The organism is Vibrio sp. S457-15 (assembly GCF_000960545.1).
In the GTDB taxonomy this organism is placed as follows: domain Bacteria; phylum Pseudomonadota; class Gammaproteobacteria; order Enterobacterales; family Vibrionaceae; genus Vibrio; species Vibrio parahaemolyticus.
This window is the reverse complement of record NZ_JYOQ01000111.1, coordinates 1-404: the sequence shown is the minus strand read 5'-3', so window position 1 is coordinate 404 and position 404 is coordinate 1. Positions and strand designations below refer to the sequence as shown.

At 48.8% G+C, this 404-nt stretch carries 2 protein-coding genes; one reads left to right on the top strand and one right to left on the bottom strand.

The genetic code is table 11. The annotated features are described in order from the left end of the window. Nucleotides 1–165 (top strand): substrate-binding domain-containing protein (locus UF05_RS25680; protein ID WP_331428974.1); only part of this gene is annotated, 165 nt, incomplete at its 5' end. A 74-nt stretch (nucleotides 166–239) separates the two neighbouring features. Here UF05_RS25680 and UF05_RS25685 read toward each other — a convergent pair. Further along, the coding region (locus UF05_RS25685) for a substrate-binding domain-containing protein (protein WP_331428973.1) at nucleotides 240–404 on the bottom strand (165 nt) is incomplete at its 5' end.

Sequence of the window (404 nt, the reverse complement as noted above, 5' to 3'; positions counted from 1 at the left end):
TGGGAGCCCGCTTACCCAAGTGTGACATCGTCAGAATTTGATTACGAGCGCATGGGCACCAAGGCTGCAGAAAAACTGTTACATGCCATCAAAGGTGAGCCAGAAGAACGGCCGACCAGTATGGTCTTTAAGCTAAAGCGTCGAGCAAGTACCGCGATTAATTGACCCCTCCGCTTTCCATAAATACAAAAAGCCTCTCAATATTGAGAGGCTTTTTGTATTTATGGAAAGCGGAGGGGTCAATTAATCGCGGTACTTGCTCGACGCTTTAGCTTAAAGCCCATACTGGTCGGCCGTTCTTCTGGCTCACCTTTGATGGCATGTAACAGTTTTTCTGCAGCCTTGGTGCCCATGCGCTCGTAATCAAATTCTGACGATGTCACACTTGGGTAAGCGGGCTCCCA